Genomic DNA, 16,318 nt, shown 5'->3' with positions numbered 1-16,318 from the left:
CACCTACACATTGCCTGCCAGGGGCTCAGCCCGCGGCAGGCATCCTGGCTGCGCGCTGGAGATCGGCCTCCCGGCGCCGGCGACGGGCCAGGACGACCCGGCGCTCGGCCGCCGTCAACCCTCCCCAGACGCCGTACGGCTCCGGCTGGAGCAGCGCATGTTCGCGGCACTCCACCATCACGGGACAGCGGGCGCAGACCCGCTTTGCGGCTTCTTCCCTGGCAAGGCGCGCGGCGGTCGGCTCCTTGGACGGGGCGAAGAACAGCCCGGCTTCATCCCGGCGGCACACCGCCTCCGAATGCCAGGGGCCGGCCTCGTCGCGAGCAGCGGGCTCTCGCGGGGACGGAACGACAGCGGCATCCTGCAGGGGCTGATGCGGTAGCAGCACGGTCTACTCCTGACGACGGCTTCGGCGAAGAAATCACCCTTGCCCGTCTCGCTGCGCACGGCTTTTCGCACCCCGCAGCCGTACGAGAGACGATGCACCAGCCCTACCCGCTGTACGCACTCTTATGCACACCGTGGCGATCGTGCGGAAACCAGAAAATCACAATCCGGAGGGGCGGCTTCGGCCCTGACCGCCGCCGGGCCCGCGGGGCCGCCGGGCTGCCCGGCCGCCGCGCCGCGGGCGCCTCGGAGGCCGCCGCGGCCCAGAGCCCGCGCTCCCGACCCCGCAGCCCGCGCCCCCGAGCCGGCAGCCCGCAGCCTGCGCCCCCAAGCCCGCAGCCACCCCCTCACCTCAGCCGCCAAGCCCCTTACGGAACCGGTCCCGACGCTCCCGCCGTTCGAACCGCCGCCGCTCGTGCCGTTCCTGGCGCTCCTCCCGCATCCGCACGTGCCGCTCGTGCCGGTCCTCGAGCAACCGGGCGTGCCAGTCGAGCCGCTCGTCCAGCCGGTCCTGCTGCTCCTCGCGCCGCCGCTCGTGCCGGTCGTGCCGGTCGTGCCGGTCCTCCCGGAGCCGGCTGCGCAGATCGCGGATCCAGGCGCCGCGCTTCGGCCTGGCCTCCACACTGCTCAGCACCGCATAGCCGTTGATCTGCACCTGCGGGGCGTTCTCGTCCTCCGCCTCGTGCGCCTCGATCTCGAAGGTGCCCAGCACGGCGGAACCGCTGCTGCGCAGCGTGACGTTCTCCGGGACCCGGATCTCCACGCTCCCGAAGAGCGAGGTGACATTGATCTGCACCTGCTGCTGCGGGAACACCGCCTCGGTCAGATCGATCTCCACGCTCCCGAAGATCGCAACGGCGTTGATCCGCGCGGGAACCCGCCAACGCCCCTTGCGTGCCGACGCGCTGAAGATCGCCACCAGGTTCTGGTCCGGCATCGGGGCGGCGGGCCCGTACGCATACGCCCCCGGCGCGGAACGGCTATGGCTGCCGCCGTCCGCCGCGGGCAGATCCCGTACGACGGGCTCCAGCTCGCCCATGGTCTTGGCCCGGTAGACCACGTCGATCCGCTCGGCGTGCTCCTCGGCGTCCAGCCGGCCCTCCGCCAGTGCCTCGCGCAGGATCTCGGCGACGCGGTCGCGGTCCGCGTCGGACGCGCGGATCTCCGCCTCCGCCACCGGCTTGGTCAGATTCACCGGCACGCGGCCTTCCTGCTTCTGAAGCGGTCCGGGCGGGGTCTCGGGGCCCGGTTGTCCCCCGTTGTCTGCAGCGTCCACGCGCTCAGCGTACCGAAACGCGATAGATCGCGACTAGATCCCCACGGATACGTCGCATCCGCCTCGCTCGCCTCCTTCCTCTTACGGCAACGATTACGGAGAGTAATTGGTTCCCGCGGAGAGTGAGTGGGGGTGAACGGGGGTGAGCGGGAGCGAGCCCCCACCCGGACCGCGCCCCGCGCCCCGCACCCCGCACCCCGCACCCCGCACCCCGACTGAGCCTCACCTCACAGCGGCACCCGGCCGCCAGGGTTCTACGCTGTTGAGGTGCTGCCGTAGACGCCAGCCGAACCCCTCCGAGTAAGGAATCATCCCCAAATGCCGGAATTCGCCTACGCCGACCTACTGCCCACCGGCGAGGACAACACCCCCTACCGCCTGGTCACTTCGGAGGGCGTGAGCACCTTCGAGGCCGATGGCCGTACGTTCCTCAAGGTCGAGCCGGAGGCGCTGCGCAAGCTGGCCGCCGAGGCGATGCACGACATTTCGCACTATCTGCGCCCGGCCCATCTCGCCCAGCTGCGCAAGATCCTGGACGACCCCGAGGCCAGCGGCAACGACCGGTTCGTCGCGCTCGACCTGCTCAAGAACGCCAATATCGCGGCGGCGGGCGTGCTGCCCATGTGCCAGGACACCGGCACGGCGATCGTGATGGGCAAGCGCGGACAGAACGTGCTGACGCAGGGGCGGGACGAGGAAGCCCTCTCGCGCGGCATCTACGACGCGTACACGGAGCTGAATCTGCGGTATTCGCAGATGGCCCCGCTGACCATGTGGGACGAGAAGAACACCGGGTCGAACCTCCCCGCGCAGATCGAGCTGTACGCGAACGACGGCGACGCGTACAAGTTCCTGTTCATGGCCAAGGGCGGCGGCTCGGCCAACAAGTCCTTCCTCTTCCAGGAGACCAAGGCGGTCCTCAACGAGGCCTCCATGATGAAGTTCCTGGAGCAGAAGATCCGTTCGCTGGGCACCGCGGCCTGCCCGCCGTACCACCTGGCCATCGTGGTCGGCGGTACGAGTGCCGAGTACGCCCTCAAGACCGCCAAGTACGCCTCCGCGCACTACCTGGACGAGCTCCCGACCGAGGGCTCGCCGACCGGCCACGGTTTCCGCGACAAGGAGCTGGAGGACAAGGTCTTCGAGCTGACGCAGAAGATCGGGATCGGTGCGCAGTTCGGCGGCAAGTACTTCTGCCACGACGTACGGGTCGTACGACTGCCGCGCCACGGCGCCTCCTGCCCGGTGGCCATCGCCGTGTCCTGCTCCGCGGACCGCCAGGCCGTCGCGAAGATCACCGCCGAGGGCGTCTTCCTCGAGCAGCTGGAGACCGACCCGGCGCGCTTCCTCCCGGAGACGACGGAGGAGGAGCTGACCGAGGGCGCGGGCCCGGACCTCGATGCCGTACGCATCGACCTCAACCGCCCCATGGACGATGTCCTCGCCGAGCTGACCGAGCACCCGGTCAAGACCCGCCTCTCCCTCACCGGCACGCTGGTCGTCGCCCGCGACATCGCGCACGCGAAGATCAAGGAGCGGCTGGACGCGGGTGAGGAGATGCCGGAGTACCTCAAGAACCACCCGGTGTACTACGCCGGTCCGGCCAAGACGCCCGAGGGGTACGCCTCCGGGTCGTTCGGTCCGACGACGGCGGGGCGCATGGACGCGTACGTGGAGCAGTTCCAGGCGGCCGGCGGCTCCAAGGTCATGCTGGCCAAGGGCAACCGCTCCCAGCAGGTCACCGACGCGTGCGCCGCGCATGGCGGTTTCTACCTGGGTTCCATCGGCGGCCCGGCGGCCCGCCTCGCCCAGGACTGCATCAAGAAGGTCGAGGTCCTGGAGTACGAGGAGCTCGGCATGGAGGCCGTCTGGCGGATCGAGGTCGAGGACTTCCCGGCCTTTATCGTCGTCGACGACAAGGGCAATGACTTCTTCCAGGACCCGGCGCCGACGCCGACGTTCACGAGCATTCCGGTGCGACAGGCGTAGCCCGTACGACGCAGGAACGGCTTGCGGCCATCACCCGCGTTGTTTGGGTGATGGCCGTTCGCTTTCACTGCAGCCGGTGCCGGTGCCGGTGCCGGTGCCGGGGGCAGGCGCAGGGCGGCCACGCCTGGCTGAGGCAGTACGGGTCGAAGCGGTCGCCGGCGACGACGTGCACCTGCGCCCGCTCCTCCTTCACCGCGCCGTCGGGGCCGGCCGTGTAGACGCGCAGGGTCATCAGGGACTGGCGGGACGGAGGGGCTGCGTCCACCCGGCGCCGCTCATGAGACGACCTCGTAGCCGAACAGCTCGGCATCGCGCCGCTGCTCGGCTTCCTCGTACGCCGCGTAGTACGGCCGCACCAGCGGCGAACGGCCACCGTCCACCGGGTGCTCCACGGGCCGGTGCCGCCGGACCCGGCGTGGGAGTTCCGGCGGATTCCCCGGCAGTACGAGGACCGTACGGATACGGGCGCGGCAGGTGCAGGTGTGCGGTGTGGGATCGGTGGGGTTCGCTCGGTGCCGACCGGTCGCCCGCGGCATGAGTAAAGCGCGCACCCGGGCGAGGCAACGGGAAATACAGTGAGCCATGTTGACGCTCCTTCGCGGATCAAGCGTTGGCCGTGCCCCGGGGCCGTAGGGCGGCCGCCGGGGCAACTACTGCGAGTGTCCCCATAGTTGCTCTGCGCTGATTACGATGTGCAGGGTGCAGCTGTCCCGCACACCGCTCGGGACGGGGAGGATGCGCCGATGACGTTCCAGCCACAGGGCCTCGAGCCGGGCCGCTCAGCGCGCGACCTGTTCGGCGAAAGAATCCGCTACTACCGCGAGATGCAGGGCTTGTCCCTGAGACGGCTCGCTGACGTGCTGAACTACAGCAAGTCGCAGCTGGCGCGGTATGAGCGGGCGGAATCGCTGCCGTACGACGATCTGCCGGCGAAGTTGGATGCGTGCTTCGGAACGGGCGGGCTCTTCGCCAGCCTGTATGAACTCGCGTTGCAGGAACCGTTTCCCGGCAAGTACCGGCTTGCGACCGAACTCGCGAAACAGGCGAAGGTCATCCGGCAGTACATGTGCTCCACGGTCCCCGGTCTGCTCCAGACCCGTGAGCTTGCCGCGCCGTCATTGCGCTGTGGGCGCCCACACGCCCCCGACGCGGAGATCGAGGCGATGGTCAAGGCCCGTATCGACCGGCAGGAGTTGCTGAATGCGCCAAAGCCGCCGCGCTGCTGGTTCGTTCTGGACGAGGCCGTGCTCCGTCGTCGGATCGGCAGTCCTGAGGTGATGCGCCGCCAGATGCTGTCCCTGATCGAGCGCGGGACAGCTCCACACGTGACCATCCAGGTTTTGCCGTACGACGCGGGCGAGCATGCGGAGATGGGGGGTTCGCTGACGCTCTACACCTTGCCGGACGAGCCACTTGTGGCCTACCTCGAAGGCAGTCGGTCCGGGTCAATAATCGAAAACCCGGACCATGTGGCGGAACTTGAGGAGTCCTACGATCTCATTAGGGCCATGGCCCTCTCGCCTCGCGACTCCGAGGCGCTGATCCGAGAGGCAATGGAGGACTGGACAGCATGCGAACCACCCCGGATCTGAGCGCCGTCGCATGGCGCAAGAGCAGCTACAGCAACAATGACGGGGGCGAGTGCGTCGAGGTCGCCGACAACCACCCCGGCCTGGTCCCCGTACGTGACTCCAAGGCCCCGCACGGACCGGCCCTCCTCATCCCCCACCACGCCTGGACCGCGTTCGTCACCGGCCTGAAGCGCTGAGCCCGGCAAGTCCCCCTGATCGCTAGACTGTTCGAGCGACGTGTCGTCAGACCTGCGTCACGTCGCTCAGTCAGTTCATGACCACGTTCATGGGGGAATCCACATCATGCGCACAATGAAGCGCGCCCTGGCCCTGGCGGCCACCACCATCGCCGTCGCCGGCATCACCTTCACCGGAGTCGCCCCGGCCAACGCCGCACCGGCCGGGACCGCAGCCGCGCGTGGCCGCGACTGCACCCCATACGAGACGGGGTTGCGGCAGCACACGATCGCTGCCGACAAGTACGAGGCGCTTGCCAAGAAGGAAGCCGCCAAGGCACACCCCGACCGGGACAAGCTCCGGCAGTACGACGCGAAGATTCATGACGAGAAGGTCCTGGTCAACAAGTTCAGGCAGGAGTACGAGGCGTGCATGCGGTGACTTCGTGACGTACGAGGTCCCGGCTTCCCAGGCGTCACCTCGCTCCGTTCACGACCACCTTCATGAGGGAATCCGCATCATGCGCACGGGAGCGACGCCAAGTGCCTTAAATACCGTCTGCAGTCGGACGAGCGCCGGAGGGTGGGAAATCATTACCGGCACCTCCTCGAGCAGGAACAGGACAAGGCCCACCCGGACCCAGCCATGATGGACAGGTACGAGCGCCAAGCAGTGGACGAATACCAATGGTCCCGCGTGTATCGGATGCAGTACGACAAGTGCCGGAAGGGCTGATGTCCCGGCGCCGCCACTGAGCGGTGCGGACACCTGAGGGCCCGGCTCACCAGAGCCGGGCCCTCACCCGTACGTGAGCCGATCGGTGAGCCGATGGCCGCATCCGGGAACAGAATCGCGGCCGCTGGTACTGAAAGAGACATGAGCGAGAACAGCGATTTCGGCAGCGGTCCCGTCGCCCCCGGAGCCCCCGGCAACCCCGGCCACCCCGGAGACTTCCGCATCGAGCACGACTCCATGGGTGAGGTCCGGGTGCCCGCGCACGCGAAGTGGCGGGCGCAGACGCAGCGGGCGGTGGAGAATTTCCCGATTTCGGGGCAGCGGCTGGAGCGAGCGCATATCGAGGCGCTGGCGCGGATCAAGGCGGCGGCGGCGAAGGTCAATGCGGAGCTGGGGGTGCTCGACGGGGAGACGGCGGTGGCCATTCAGGAGGCGGCCCGGGAGGTGGCGGAGGGGCGCTGGGACGAGCACTTCCCCATCGATGTGTTCCAGACGGGGTCGGGGACGTCGTCCAACATGAACGCCAACGAAGTCATCGCGACGCTGGCGAGCGAGCGGCTGGGCGGCGGCCGGAAGGTGCATCCCAACGATCATGTCAATGCCAGTCAGTCGTCGAACGATGTGTTTCCGTCGTCGATTCATATTGCGGCGACGGCCGCGGTCATCCGGGATCTGGTGCCGGCGCTGGAGCATCTGGCGGGGGCGCTGGACCGTAAGGCGGTGGATTTCGCCGAGGTGGTGAAGTCGGGGCGGACGCATTTGATGGATGCGACGCCGGTGACGCTGGGGCAGGAATTCGGGGGGTATGCGGCCCAGGTCCGCTATGGCGTCGAGCGGGTGCGGGCGTCGTTGCCGCGGCTGGCGGAGCTGCCGCTCGGGGGGACGGCGGTGGGGACCGGTATCAATACGCCGCCGGGATTCTCGGCCGCGGTGATTGCGGAGGTGGCGCTGGCCACGGGGCTGCCGCTGACGGAGGCCCGTGATCATTTCGAGGCGCAGGGGGCGCGGGACGGCATTGTCGAGATCAGCGGTCAGCTGCGGACCATCGGGGTCGGGCTGACGAAGATTGCCAATGATCTGCGGTGGATGGCTTCGGGGCCGCGGACGGGGCTGGCGGAAATTGCGCTGCCGGATTTGCAGCCGGGGTCGTCGATCATGCCGGGGAAGGTGAATCCGGTCATTCCGGAGGCCGTGCTGATGGTGGCGGCGCAGGTCACCGGCAATGATGCGACGGTGGCGGCGGCGGGTGCGGCCGGTAATTTCGAGCTGAATGTGATGCTTCCGGTGATCGCGCGGAATGTGCTGGAGTCGGTGCGGTTGCTGGCGAATGTGGCGCGGTTGCTCGCGGACCGGACCGTTGACGGGATCACCGCGAATGTGGAGCGGGCCCGCGAGTATGCGGAGTCGTCGCCGTCGGTGGTCACGCCGCTCAACAAGTACATCGGGTACGAGGAGGCGGCGAAGGTGGCGAAGAAGTCGCTCGCCGAGCGGAAGACGATTCGGCAGGTCGTGATCGAGGAGGGGTATGTCGAGCGGGGGCTGCTGAGCGAGGGGCAGTTGGATGCGGCGCTGGATGTGCTGCGGATGACCCGTCCGTAACGGCACCCTCGTCCTCATGCATCCGTAACGGCAGCACCGGCATCGCGCCTCCGTAACGGCACCACCGGCATCATGGATCCGTAACGTGCAGTGCGGCTCAGGTCACGGCGCGCGTAACTCCGTGGTCCTAAGCTCTGGTCATGACAGCGGACATGGTGGGGACGGCGGAGGGCGAGGCGGCCCGTACGGTCGGTCGGGCGCGGCGGGAGCAGGGCGCGCGGTGGGCGCCGGGGGAGCACATTCTGTGGCGTTACCGGGACAACGCCGATCCCTGCCGGATCCATATCGCCCGTCCGGTGACCGTTGTCCAGGACACCGAGGACCTGCTGGCGGTGTGGCTGGCGTCGGGTACGCCGTGCGTCAAGCCGGTGCTGGACGACGGGACGCCGGTGCACCGTGAGCCGCTGGCCACCCGCTACACCAGGGAGCGGCGGATCGCCTACGACCAGTGGTTCGGGACGGGGGTGCTGAAGCTGGCGCGGCCGGGGGATCCCTGGTCGGTGTGGCTGTTCTGGGAGCGTGGTTGGCGTTTCAAGAACTGGTACGTCAATTTGGAGGAGCCGCGTCGTCGTTGGCGCAGCGGGATTGACTCGCAGGATCATTTTCTTGACATCTGCGTCTATCCGGACCGGCACTGGGGGTGGCGGGACGAGGACGAGTTCGCACAGGCGCAGCAGGACGGGCTGATGACGTCCGCGCAGGCGGCGGAGGTCCGCTCGGCGGGGCGGGCGGCGGTCGCGCAGATCAGCGCGTGGGGCAGGCCGTTCGCGGACGGCTGGGAGAATTGGCGGCCCGATCCGGGCTGGGAGGTTCCCGGGCTTCCGGAGAACTGGGACCGTCCGCCGGACCGTTTGCGGTCGTGAGTGCGGAAAGGGAAGTGGGGTGAGTGAACCGGGCGAAGTGTGGAAAGACGCGCCTAAGGGTGACCGCCTTTTCCTGCGCGGCAAGAAGGGGGACCGATCCCCCTTGCTGTGCCGGGGGTCGGCAACCGTAGGATCGTCCTCCGCAAGGCTGCACAGGCGCAACTCCAGAACGGGAAAACGAACTTGACCGCGGTCGCAGGAGGGGCGAGGTCGTGAGCGCGACAAGCTACGACGGATATGAGGGCCTGAACCGGTTAGCACTTGACCGGGCGGGCCAGGCCGAGGCGTTCGACGCGATCGGTGACCGGTACGACGATGCCTTTCCGCACAAGGAGGGCCAGGTGGCGTCGGGTGCCTGGCTTGCGGGGGCGCTGCCCGCCGGGTCGCGGATCCTGGATGTGGGATGCGGTACGGGGCTGCCGACGGCCCGTCAGTTGTCCGATGCCGGGCATCGTGTCGTGGGCATCGATCTCTCCCCCTCGATGATCAAACTGGCCCGGGACAACGCCCCGGCCGGGGAATTCCACCGGCTGGACATCGCCGATCTGCGCGGCGGCCGGCTCGGCGGCTCCGGTTCCTTCGACGGAATTGCCGCCTTTTTCTCGCTTCTGATGCTGCCTCGTGCGGAAATCCCTTACGCGCTGGGCCTGCTGCATGATCTCCTACGACCTGAGGGGCTGCTGGCCCTGTCGATGGTCGAAGCGGATGTGGACGACTTCACGATTCCGTTCCTGGGCTCCTCGGTCCGGGTATCGGGGTACCTGCGGGACGACCTGCGCCGGGTCGTGCGCGACGCGGGTTTCGAGGTCGCCGGGGAGGATGCGTATGCGTATGCCCCGGCGAGTACGGACGTACCACCCGAGATCCAGCTCTTTCTGCACCTGCGACGCGTCTGAATCGCCTGATACGCGACGCGTCAGGTATCAGGTATGCAGCCCCGGACGGATGGAATCCCACGCGTGACGGAGCACCCCACCTCCCACGAATCGCGGCGGTCGGCCTCGACCGCCGCGCCCTCGGCGTCCCCATTTCGGGGGGCGGCCCAGGCGGCGGCGCTCGGGGCGGTTCCCGACCCGCGCAGCGCTCTGCAACAACCCACCGCGGCCGGGTTCGCGCCGCGCCCCGGCACCGGCTTCGCGGTGCGCGGCGGTGACGACATCGGCATGGACGTTGGTATGAGGGTGGGCATGAGTGGTGGCGGCGTGCATGGTGGCGCTCGGGACGAGCCGGTCGCGGATCACGGTGCGGCGGAGCGGGATGCGGCGGGTGAGGCGGAGCGCGATGCCGCGGAGCACACGGCCGGGCAGCTGACCGGTCATCATGTGAGAGACCACGCGGCCGGTCACGCCGCGGCGCGGGGTGCGTCCGGCCCGTACGGAAGCTCGTACGACGAGGCGTACCCGGATTCGTACAGGGAGGTGGCGATGCCCGTGGCCGGGCGGCCGGCCGGCGTGCCGGAGGAACGAACCGCGGCCCGCGCCGTGCAGGCGGCGGGGGCGGGCGCGGTGGGCCGTGCCCAGGCGCCGGAGCCGGGCGAGGACCCGCGGGCGGGGCAGGAGGCGCGTCCCGGCGGTGACGGCATCGGCCGGCAGCGCGAGGGCGGTGTCGGCTTTGCGGCGGGTGAGGCCGCCGGGGCGCAGGTGCCGCCGCCGGCCGGTCCGCCGCCCGCTCCCCCGGCCCGTTCCGGGCATCCTGGGGAGAGCGGTGAGGTGGTGGCGGCCCGGCAGGCGGGTGGCGACCGGCTGCGGTTCATCGGGGCGGCGACGCGGCGGATCGCGCGCGGGATAGACCTGGACGAGATCGTGCTGGGTCTGTGCCGGGCGACGGTGCCGACGTTCGCCGACGCGATCCTGGTGTATCTGCGGGATCCGTTGCCGGTGGGCGATGAGCGGCCGACGGGGCCGGTGGTGCTGCGGCTGCGGCGTACGGACCGGATTCCGGAGGAGCCGGACACCAATGGCGGCCGGTTGCCGGTGCTGCCCGCGCAGCCGGATCTCGGGCCCGCGATGGGCGGCAGCGCGGCGGAGCTCGCCGAGGTGCGGCCGGGTGGTCCGTTGGCGGAGGTGCTGCGGGGCGTGCGGCCGCTGTTCGGGGAGGCGCAGGCGGCGCGTACGGCGCTGCCGGAGCTGCTGGGGCCGGACACCCGGCTGCCCGGTGGTCACCGGGTGGTTCTGGCGCCGCTGCGCGGGCGGCGGCGGGTGATCGGGGCGGCGGTGTTCCTGCGCCGTCCGGACCGGCCGGCGTTCGAGCCGGACGATCTGCTGGTGGCGGCGCAGCTGGCGACGCACACCGCGCTGGGTGTGGACAAGGCGGTGCTGTACGGGCGCGAGGCGTATATCGCCGATGCGCTGCAGCGCACGATGCTGCCGGACTCGCTGCCGCAGCCGACCGGTGTGCGGCTCGCCAGCCGGTATCTGCCGGCCGCCGAGACGGCGCGGGTGGGTGGCGACTGGTACGACGCGATCCCGTTGCCGGGCAGCCGGGTGGCGCTGGTGGTCGGCGATGTCATGGGGCACTCGATGACGTCGGCGGCGATCATGGGGCAGCTGCGGACGACGGCGCAGACGCTGGCGGGGCTGGATCTGCCGCCGCAGGAGGTGCTGCACCATCTCGACGAGCAGGCGCAGCGGCTGGGCTCGGACCGTATGGCGACGTGCTTGTACGCGGTCTACGACCCGGTCGCGCACCGGATCATCATCGCGAACGCGGGGCATCCGCCGCCGGTGATGCTGCACCGCGGCGGCCGCGCGGAGGTGCTGAAGGTGCCGCCGGGCGCGCCCATCGGTGTCGGCGGGGTGGACTTCGAGGCGGTGGAGCTGGACGCCCCGGCGGGCGCGACCCTGGTGCTCTACACGGACGGGCTGGTGGAGTCGCGGATCCGGGATGTGTGGACGGGGATCGAGCAGCTTCGGGAGCGGCTGACCGAGACGGCCCGGCTGACGGGTCCCAATCCGCCGCCGCTGGAGCCGTTGTGCGACGAGGTGCTGGACATGCTCGGGCCGGGCGACCGCGATGACGACATCGCGCTGCTGGCCGCCCGGTTCGACGGGATAGCGCCGAGCGATGTCGCGTACTGGTATCTGGACCCGAAGGCGCAGACGGCCGGGCAGGCCCGTCGTCTGGCCCGCCGGGCGCTGGCGCGCTGGGGGCTGGACGAGCTGACCGACCAGGTGGAGCTGCTGGTGAGCGAGGTGGTCACCAACGCGGTGCGGTATGCGGAGCGGCCGATCACGCTGCGGCTGCTGCGGACCGATGTGCTGCGCTGCGAGGTGGGTGACGATGTGCCGCAGCTGCCGCGGCTGCGGCAGGCCCGGCCGTCCGACGAGGGCGGGCGGGGGCTGTATCTGGTCAACCGGATGGCGCGGCGCTGGGGTGCGACGCGGCTGAGTATGGGCAAGGTGGTCTGGTTCGAGCTGTCGATGCCGCCGGGGGCGCGTACCTGACGGCCGGCGGGCGCCCGGCCCGTATCCCACATATTGGACCCCGTCTGAGACCGGACGGGGTCCAACTCTTGCCGACATGCCTCCGGGGGCGTTGACTGCTTGGGTGGGCAAAAGGGGCAAACAGGGGCTTACGGTCCCACCACCCCCACGTCAGTCGAATGGGGAGGCATTCCTTCGATGACCAGCACCGCTCGCGATGTCCCGCACACGACGAACAACGCCGGGGTCCCGGTGGAGAGCGACGAGCATTCGCTCACCGTCGGGCGCGACGGCCCGATCCTGCTGCACGACCATTACCTGATCGAGAAGATGGCCCTGTTCAACCGCGAGCGGGTCCCCGAGCGGGTGGTGCACGCCAAGGGAGCGGGCGCCTACGGCACCTTCGAGGTCACCAACGACGTCAGCCAGTTCACCAAGGCGATCGTGTTCCAGCCCGGCAAGCAGACCGAGATGCTGGCCCGCTTCTCGACCGTGGCCGGTGAGCAGGGCAGCCCGGACACCTGGCGCGATCCGCGTGGCTTCGCCCTCAAGTTCTATACGGAGGCCGGCAATTACGACCTCGTCGGCAACAACACCCCGGTCTTCTTCGTCCGCGACACGATCAAGTTCCAGGACTTCATCCGCTCCCAGAAGCGGCGGCCGGACAACGGTCTGCGCGACAACGACATGCAGTGGGACTTCTGGACGCTGTCCCCGGAGTCCGCGCACATGGTCACCTGGCTGATGGGCGACCGCGGCATCCCCAGGACGTACCGCCACATGAACGGCTACGGCTCCCACACCTACATGTGGATCAATGAGAGCGGTCAGCGGTTCTGGATCAAGTACCACTTCAAGACCGACCAGGGCATCGACTTCCTCACCCAGGAGGAGGCCGACCGCCTCGCCGGGGTGGACCCCGATGTGCACCGGAAGGATCTGTACGAGGCGATCGAGGGCGGCAACCTCCCGTCGTGGACGCTGTATGTGCAGGTCATGCCGTTCGAGGATGCGGCCGACTACCGCTTCAACCCGTTCGATCTGACCAAGGTGTGGCCGCACGGCGACTACCCGCTGATCGAGGTCGGCCGGATGACCCTCAACCGGAACCCGGAGAACTACTTCATCCACATCGAGCAGGCCGCGTTCGAGCCCAGCAACCTGATTCCGGGCGTCAGCGTGTCGCCCGACAAGATGCTGCTCGGCCGGATCTTCTCCTACCCGGACACCCACCGGTACCGCATCGGCCCCAACTACACCCAGCTCCCGCCGAACCGGCCGCATGTGCCGGTGCACTCGTACGCCAAGGACGGCCCGATGCGCTTCGACCCGGCCCGCGTCGGCGCACCGTACGCGCCGAACTCGTACGGCGGACCGGCCGCCCCTCCCGAGCAGTTCGACCGGGCCGCCGGCTGGGAGACCGCTGGTGAGATGGTGCGCAATGCCTACACGCTGCGCCGCGAGGACGACGACTGGGGCCAGCCGGGCACGATGGTCCGCGAGGTCCTCGACGACGCGGCCCGCGACCGCCTCGTCCACAACGTCTCCGGTCATCTGCTGAACGGCGTCAGCCGGCCGGTGCGGGACCGGGCGCTCCAGTACTGGCGCACCATCGACAAGAACGTGGGCGACCGGATCGCCAAGAAGGTCAACGGAGGCTGATGACCGGCTCCGTATACGGCACCGCGGCCCCCGCCTTGAGGCGGGGGCCGCGGTGATGTCCGGGAGACCGGGCCGGCGTCAGTTGAAGTCGCTCAGGCTGTCTTTTCCGCTGCCGCCGCCCGGTCCGCGGCTGGTCCCGCCGGTGGTGTCGCCCCCGGTGGTGCCTCCGGTGGTGGTGTCACCGCCGGTGGTGCCGCCGTCCGGGAAGCCGGAGCCGGACGGGCTCGGCTCGGAGGGCTCGCCGGACGGGCGGCCGGTCGGCGTCGGGGTACCGGACGGCGTCGGGCTGTGCGAGGGGGTCTCGCTCGGGGTGCCGGACGGGGTGGGGGTCGCCGACGGGGTGTTGCTCGGCGTGGGGGTGGGCGTCGGGGCCACCCCGGCGCCCATGTCCGTGTTCAGGATGAACTGGTCGTTGGTGTCGCCACCCAGCGCGGCCTGGGTGTAGTCCGCCCACACCCGCGCCGGGTAGCCGCCGCCGTTGACCCGGCCGCCGCCGCCGGTGCCCTTGAGGGTGACCTGGGCACCGCCCTTGGGGGACTCGCCGAACATTCCGACCGCGGTGACCAGCTTGGGGGTGTACCCCACGAACCAGGCCGACTTGTCGTCGTCGGAGGTGCCGGTCTTGCCCGCCGCCTCGTACGCGGTGGTCTTCACGGCCTGCGAGGCGGTGCCGTCGTTGACCACGCCCGTCAGGACGGAGGTGATGGTGTCGGCGGTCCTCTCGCTGAGGACCCGATCGCCGATCGGCTTGCGCAGCTCGACGTCCTTCTGGCTGTCCTTGGCCTTGGTGACCAGGGTCGGGGTGACCTTCATGCCGTGGTGGTCGAGGGTGGCGTACGCGCCGGCCATCTGGAGCGGGCTGGCGCCCATGGTGCCCAGCGTCATGGCGGGCTGAACGTCCATCTTCTTGCCGTTCAGGCCCAGGTCGACCGCGGTCTGCTTGATCCTGTCCAGCCCGACATCCGCGCCCATCTGCGCAAAGACGGCGTTGACGGAGTTGTTGGTCGCGGTCTGGACGCTGATCTTCCCGTACTGCTCCTCGTCCTCGTTGGGCGGAGCGAAGGGGGTGGTACCGCCGACGACCGGGCGACGGTTGCGGCCGTCGTAGATCGTGCTCGGGGTGATCTGCACGCCGTCCTGAGTCTGTTCCTGGTTCTCCATCGCGGAGGCGAGGATCAGCGGCTTGAAGGTGGAGGCCGGCTGATAGTCCTCGCGGGTGGCGTTGTTGGTGTAGTGCTTCGGGTAGCCGTCGCCGCCGTACATCGCGACGATATGGCCCGTCTCCGGATCCACGGAGACGGCGCCGAGCTGAGCGTCCTGGTCGACCTTGCGCTTCTTGGGGTCGAGGTCGTCGGTGAGCTTGCGCTTGACGGACCGCTCCAGCGCCTTCTGCTTTTTCGGGTCGATGCCGAGGGTGATCGTCCACCCGCCGCGGTCGAAGTCCGACTTGTTGACGACGCCCTGGGCGAAGAGTTCCTGCTTCGCCTCTTCGATGAGGTAGCTTTCCTGGCCGGTCACACCGGCCAGCCGCTTGGGCTTGTCGGGGACGTCGAATTTCTGCCGGTCGCGATCCTGCGGGCTGAGCCAGTGCATCTCGACCATGTTGTTGAGCGTGTAGGCCCAGCGGTTCTTCACCAGCTTCCGGCCGGTCTTGCTCGCGACCGCCCAGTCGTACTGGCTGGGTGCCTGGAGCAGCGAGGCGAGATAGGCGCCCTGCGAGACGCTCAGATTGTCGGCATTCTTGCCGTAGTACGCCTGGGCCGCGGCCTGGATGCCATAGGCGCCGCGGCCGTAGTAGCTGGTGTTGATGTAGCCCTCGAGGATCTGGTCCTTGCTGTACTTGTCGTCCACCTTGAGGGAGATGATGATCTCCTGGAGCTTGCGGCTGACCGTCTGCTCGTCGCTCAGGTAGTAGTTCTTCACGTACTGCTGGGTGATCGTCGAGCCGCCCTGCTTGCCGTGCCCCAGCAGGGTGTTGAGGATGCCGCGGGCGGTGCCCATCAGGTCGACGCCGGAGTCGTGTTCGAAGTTCTTGTTCTCGGCGGCGATGAAGGCGCGCTGCACAACCTTGCGGATCTTGCTCAGCGGGACGGCCTCGCGGTTGACCGTGCCGGACCGGGCGATGACCTTGCCGTCGGCGTACTTGAAGACATTGGCCTGCTTGCCGGCGTCTTGATTGGCCTTGTCGGGAATATCGACGTACAGGTACAGGCCGATGAAGCCGAGCATGCCCAGCAGGATCACCCCGAGGACGGTCCCGAGGATCTTCTTCCAGGTGAAGAGGCGGCGTATGAAGCTCTTCTCCTGTTTCGGCTTGCTCTGTTTCGGCTTGGCCCGGCGGGCGCTCCCCTGCCTCGCCCGCCTCGCATCCGCTCGGCCCATCGCTCCAGCAACTCCAGTCGGTTCCGCCCCCGGGTCATTCAGCTGTTGAAGCTAACACCGCATCTGTCAACAGATACTCATCGATCACGGCTTTTCCTGGCGTGACAAACAGCACGGGGCGTACGGGAACCAACAGGGGGGTTTCGGCCATCGCTCTGGCGCTCCGGCAGGCCAGACGGGTATTGTGATAGCACTTTGCTAGATCAGCGTCATCACTTGATGCGGCGGACATCACGCGCCGCACCAGAGGAACGG

General features: G+C 69.0%; 13 protein-coding genes and 1 pseudogene. 9 read left to right on the top strand and 5 right to left on the bottom strand.

Going from position 1 to position 16,318, the window contains the following annotated elements:
• Positions 1 to 25 precede the first annotated feature (25 nt).
• Positions 26 to 388, bottom strand: coding sequence for a WhiB family transcriptional regulator (locus AB0D04_RS00525; RefSeq protein WP_362697380.1), 363 nt, complete (start codon positions 386 to 388; stop codon positions 26 to 28).
• Between the two features lie 564 nt (positions 389 to 952).
• Positions 953 to 1,588: pseudogene (locus tag AB0D04_RS00520) on the bottom strand (DUF1707 domain-containing protein); the annotation flags it as partial.
• A 393-nt stretch (positions 1,589 to 1,981) separates the two neighbouring features.
• On the opposite strand from AB0D04_RS00520, the gene AB0D04_RS00515 reads away from it, so the two are divergent.
• A complete protein-coding gene (locus AB0D04_RS00515; RefSeq protein ID WP_362697377.1) occupies positions 1,982 to 3,652 on the top strand; it encodes a fumarate hydratase in 1,671 nt (556 codons plus the stop codon).
• Between the two features lie 64 nt (positions 3,653 to 3,716).
• On the opposite strand, the gene AB0D04_RS00510 is transcribed toward AB0D04_RS00515, so the two are convergent.
• Both AB0D04_RS00510 and AB0D04_RS00505 read right to left on the bottom strand, forming a co-directional pair.
• Positions 3,717 to 3,917 carry a hypothetical protein gene (locus AB0D04_RS00510; RefSeq protein WP_362697375.1) on the bottom strand — a complete coding sequence of 67 codons (201 nt, stop codon included), beginning with the start codon at positions 3,915 to 3,917 and terminating at the stop codon, positions 3,717 to 3,719.
• Positions 3,918 to 3,927: 10 nt separating this feature from the next.
• Positions 3,928 to 4,236, bottom strand: coding sequence for a hypothetical protein (locus AB0D04_RS00505; RefSeq protein WP_362697372.1), 309 nt, complete (start codon positions 4,234 to 4,236; stop codon positions 3,928 to 3,930).
• Between the two features lie 159 nt (positions 4,237 to 4,395).
• Here AB0D04_RS00505 and AB0D04_RS00500 point away from each other — a divergent pair, with 159 nt between their 5' ends.
• The 8 genes from AB0D04_RS00500 (at position 4,396) to AB0D04_RS00465 (ending at position 13,681) form a co-directional block, all read left to right on the top strand.
• Positions 4,396 to 5,244 carry a helix-turn-helix transcriptional regulator gene (locus AB0D04_RS00500; RefSeq protein WP_362697369.1) on the top strand — a complete coding sequence of 283 codons (849 nt, stop codon included), beginning with the start codon at positions 4,396 to 4,398 and terminating at the stop codon, positions 5,242 to 5,244.
• On the top strand, positions 5,223 to 5,420 hold the full coding sequence (locus tag AB0D04_RS00495; protein WP_362697366.1) for a DUF397 domain-containing protein: 198 nt from the start codon (positions 5,223 to 5,225) through the stop codon (positions 5,418 to 5,420). The genes AB0D04_RS00500 and AB0D04_RS00495 overlap by 22 nt, the downstream gene beginning before the upstream one ends.
• A 106-nt stretch (positions 5,421 to 5,526) precedes the next feature.
• Entirely contained in the window at positions 5,527 to 5,841 is a 315-nt protein-coding gene (locus AB0D04_RS00490; RefSeq protein WP_362697363.1) for a hypothetical protein, read from the top strand.
• Between the two features lie 435 nt (positions 5,842 to 6,276).
• Entirely contained in the window at positions 6,277 to 7,734 is a 1,458-nt protein-coding gene (locus AB0D04_RS00485) for a class II fumarate hydratase (protein ID WP_362697360.1), read from the top strand.
• A 152-nt stretch (positions 7,735 to 7,886) separates the two neighbouring features.
• Positions 7,887 to 8,597 carry a DUF402 domain-containing protein gene (locus AB0D04_RS00480; protein WP_362697677.1) on the top strand — a complete coding sequence of 237 codons (711 nt, stop codon included), beginning with the start codon at positions 7,887 to 7,889 and terminating at the stop codon, positions 8,595 to 8,597.
• Between the two features lie 212 nt (positions 8,598 to 8,809).
• Positions 8,810 to 9,493, top strand: coding sequence for a class I SAM-dependent methyltransferase (locus AB0D04_RS00475; protein WP_362697357.1), 684 nt, complete (start codon positions 8,810 to 8,812; stop codon positions 9,491 to 9,493).
• A 63-nt stretch (positions 9,494 to 9,556) separates the two neighbouring features.
• Positions 9,557 to 12,040, top strand: a complete 2,484-nt coding sequence (locus tag AB0D04_RS00470; RefSeq protein ID WP_362697354.1) for a SpoIIE family protein phosphatase — start codon at positions 9,557 to 9,559, stop codon at positions 12,038 to 12,040.
• A 177-nt stretch (positions 12,041 to 12,217) separates the two neighbouring features.
• Entirely contained in the window at positions 12,218 to 13,681 is a 1,464-nt protein-coding gene (locus AB0D04_RS00465; protein WP_362697351.1) for a catalase, read from the top strand.
• Between the two features lie 78 nt (positions 13,682 to 13,759).
• Here AB0D04_RS00465 and AB0D04_RS00460 read toward each other — a convergent pair whose 3' ends face one another.
• Positions 13,760 to 16,063, bottom strand: a complete 2,304-nt coding sequence (locus tag AB0D04_RS00460) for a transglycosylase domain-containing protein (RefSeq protein WP_362697348.1) — start codon at positions 16,061 to 16,063, stop codon at positions 13,760 to 13,762.
• Positions 16,064 to 16,318: the final 255 nt, after the last annotated feature.

The sequence above is a fragment of the Streptomyces sp. NPDC048483 genome, from assembly GCF_040651455.1.
Classification (GTDB): domain Bacteria; phylum Actinomycetota; class Actinomycetes; order Streptomycetales; family Streptomycetaceae; genus Streptomyces.
This window is presented reverse-complemented; position numbering and strand designations above follow the sequence as displayed.